At 37.5% G+C, this 3,998-nt stretch carries 2 protein-coding genes; both read right to left on the reverse strand.

The features are described from left to right. Positions 1 to 365: 365 nt before the first annotated feature. Positions 366 to 1,742 carry a hypothetical protein gene (locus JHC30_08150; protein MCI4464112.1) on the reverse strand — a complete coding sequence of 459 codons (1,377 nt, stop codon included), beginning with the start codon at positions 1,740 to 1,742 and terminating at the stop codon, positions 366 to 368. Continuing rightward, on the reverse strand, positions 1,717 to 3,998 hold a 2,282-nt coding region (locus JHC30_08155), incomplete at its 5' end, for a hypothetical protein (GenBank protein MCI4464113.1). The genes JHC30_08155 and JHC30_08150, both read right to left, overlap by 26 nt.

Here is a 3,998-nt window from a genome sequence, read left to right on the forward strand (position 1 = left end):
CAGGCATGTCGAGCTTGGCCAGCGCGCGAGTTACATCAGGACTAGCCCTATGCAAAATTACTTCGCTTGTTGCATAGACCCACATTGGCGCGCGCTTCTTCTCTTTCCAAAGACGCGGTAAGCAATATGTATTTATCTATTTTCTGCCATTAAGCTAAACGATTGAGATGGTTCGATACCCGTACTATGGTTTCCAAGGAGACTCCTAGGTTCTCAAGACATTAAGTTTCCTATTCTACAGCGTCCATCGGCTCAAGGGCCCAACTGCGGAGGAATATTCTATCAACACCACGTTGCAACACCGATTGAAAACCCAGTCTTCAAACTTACCTGGTTCGAGTGCTGGGAGTTTAATTGATTTGTGTTTAAATAATGTATTTTAGTTTCCATTTTTCTGCTAGTTGGCTCTGTGTAGTAAATGAATCTTTCCATGGGCCCTGTGTATGGGGTAGTATTGTTTTGAGCATGGGATCGCTGTTTCTTAGTTGCAAAATTTCTATTTGTGCCTCTATTCCTGTGGATTCAGAAAGTTGTTGGAGTTTATTTATTTTCTTGTATACTTCTTGGATGTCATAGCCCTGTGTTAGGGATAACATAATTATAGGTGGTGCGAGAAGTTTTATTGTGTTCTTCTCTAAGATATAAAAAATAGAGGAGGAGTATTTTTGTGTAGCTTCGCCAATCATTTGTTCTTCGAGAGAGGAATATGCATTATTTTTTCTCCTTATAGAGGACAGAAATCTCTGGACATTTTGTTGGAAAGTGGACTTGTTATGGGCTTCGCACTCAATTGCGTAATAGTGCTCATATTCTCTTCCTTGGGATAATGGCGAACGGAAAGCAAATTTGCTAAGTTTTCCACAGATGGCTAATGTCTCAGCAGATAAGGGATAAGGTATTTCTTGTAAAGCTAAGAAGTATCCACCGCTACCGTTTCTAATTAATGGGAACTTTTCATCAAAAATCATTATGCCGAGCAAGTGAGTCAAAACTGGGGTACCATGTGTTGCATATTCTCGAAAGCGGGGGTCTGCAAAATCCTCGTCAGGCAGGAAAATATCTATTTGTTCATTCACGACGTTTCCAGACGAATCGGTTCCGAAAATCTTTGCACCTTTTGATAGAAATCCTTTTAGTTGTATGTCTAAGACCTGGAATTCTCTTTTGTATTGGAAGTTTTTTAAAAGAACGGTCAAAGAACAGGGTGAAATAAACACACGTTTAGAGGAATTCTGAGAAAAATACTCATGAGATATTAATGATAAAGGAGTCGGAATAACAATGCCTTCGTATTTGTCTTTCAATATAAGAGGACGAATTAAACCAAAAAACATGGGGGTGAACATTTGTAAAAATGAGGAATCGATGTTTGTGAGCTTTCCCTGCGTAATAAAAGACCCGGGCAAGTCTTTGCCTATTCTTGATTCTTTTCCCTTCTGTTTCTCTAGTTTTTCTATGATAAAGGAAGAATTAGGGTCAATAAGTTGTTTGCCTGAAAATCTGACCGCTCTTATAGAGATAAAATGAGGCAACAGTAATATTAAATGATCATAGTGGCTAAAATATTCCTCTGCACTATATCTCCTGATAACTAGGACGAAATGTTTAAGAATGAAAACCAGGCCAGGCAGAATGTGTAGACCGTAAACAGGGTATCCGGGAGATACATTTCTACTGAACTTTTCGTCTAATTTTTGTGTGCTGTCTAAAATGTCTTTAACTAGCAACTCTAAAGGGTTCAACAAGCTCTTCCCTCAATTCCTGTCTTTTAATATCTTCTATATTTATTTGGGTCAAACTCTCGAATTTAAATGAATTAATGGAGCCTAAACTGCTAAGGTTTTGTGAGGTGATCACTTTGGCTTTATCATCTATGATGTAGTATTTGTAGTGAACAGGTTTCTTAAATGTGTAAATGTCTACTTTGTCTTTGGGAAGTATATCGGCGTACTTCATTGCGAATTGTTTATTTGTAAGGAGGATAACCTTAACTCCTCTTTTAGCCGTCTCTGCCAGAAGTTGTGCACCATCCTCGTCTAGATACGGAGAGACAGCGAAGAGACTTTTTTCAGCTATACTAAAGATCTGGGGGAGAAATATTTTTCCTTTAACACTTATTTGTGCTTCACCTCTAATAACATTCAAAAACCATTCAACAAGGTTCCTCGACAACACAATGTTTTGAATTAATGGCGTTGTGCATCCTTTTTCAAGCATTACGCAGGCAGTACAACCGTCAATACAGGTATTTATTCCTGAGACGAGAATAGCGTCTAGAAGACGCTGATGTAGTTCTTTAATATCATTTATTGTTCCCTCGAGTTCTTTTGTTATTTTTTCATCCTCCCCACTAAGAATCAGTTGGTTAAGAAAAGTAGATATATCGAAGACGAGTTCGTTCTCGAGGAATTTTTCATATCTTTGCTTGATCTTCTCTGCTATTGCGATAAGCTTAGAATCACCTTTAAATGCCTGATCCCCTGCAAATTTCTCTAGATCTTCCTTATGGTTTTCAAGAAAACTTAGGGTTGTATCTAAGAATTTCTCAATCATATTGTCTAGAGACTGGAATTTATTTATGGCATGAGTGATAATATCTAAAGAGCCCCATGTACTATTTTCAGCGATGGCCACAATTAGAACGTTTCTCTGATTGTCTTGCTTATACAGGTAAAGTAAATTCTCCTGACCAATTTCTAACTCGGCTGAAACAAAAATCAAAAACAGATGGGCCAGAGTATGCCCCAGAGAGTTTACAAGAAAGTCTATTAGTTCATCCTTATCAACGTTTTTAACGAATTTTTTAAAGTCAGAGATGATCTTTGTACTTTTTTGTTCAAGAAAACCGAAAGTATCCTGCCCTTGCTTGGTCCTTTTATAAATATAGAATTTGGAAAGCAAGACCTTATCTAAAGTAATTTGGCGTTTTGGTGAACCTTCTTTTTCTTCTGTTTGCATAATTGGTATTTCAGGTTTTTGTGTAGAGTCCTCATCAATCAATGCTTCAATCAATCCTTTAACAAGTGGTAAAGGTATTTCAAAACCAATTATATTCGTGCGAGGAAGGTTTTTATTTATTGGATGTTCAAATTCTACTTCTACAATTTGCCCTTCCTGTATAATGGAAGGCATGTACCATTGCGCTTTTTTGTAAGTTTCTTTTACAAACGTATTTCTAGCGAAAAACGGTTTAATAAATGAACGGCCGGTGAATTGCTGGGGATGAGAAAGTTTCATATCTCTTTCGGGAACAACATAAACTTTGGGGAAGAGACGTCTGCTCCCGCTCCAATATATACATTTGTCTCCCAGAGCTTTTGCGACAGAGCAGACATATCTAAAGGGACAAGAAAAATCGTACGGATCAGTAGATAAACCGCGTCCTTTCCTGCAGTACCATACGTACCCAAGATTATTTACGCTGTATGCATTTTTTGTATGTTTCTTTCGTTTAACGCCTTTTTCATACTGTTTCTGAAGCTCTTCAATTAATGAATTTATTTCTTGTTCGCTTAGGTGGTCATATCTTGCAAAATAACCTGCTTTAGATAACTCTGAGAAAAGAGTTGTAGATCCATATTTAATGTAGACTGGAATTGTTTTTCCGCCTTTGCCCATAAAGATTGTCATTCTAACTACTGGCGATTTGGATTGGGGACCAAGCAAGTTAGTTGGAGTAACACGTTTAAGCGTTTCATTTGTGTCATCTAACTCAATCATTTCTTGAAGGTTTAAACTTGGTCGCACTATTACATTTTTTCCTTCAACAAACCATAGATAACTACCCACGATTCCTTTGATTTTTGTATGTATTGGTTCGAACGGAGGATAACGTGTGAAGAGTTCATCGAGGGTAATATTTTGTTTCTGCTCTTCCAATTCACTTGAAGGCTCAAATTCGAATTCTACTTCGCTGGTATAAAGCTCTCCTTGAATGTTTCTTATACCAGTAATTAAAGTGATGAAATCCTGAGCCCATATCTCAGTTTTAAACTCTA

The sequence above is a fragment of the Caldisericum sp. genome, from assembly GCA_022759145.1.
In the GTDB taxonomy this organism is placed as follows: Bacteria; Caldisericota; Caldisericia; order Caldisericales; family Caldisericaceae; genus Caldisericum.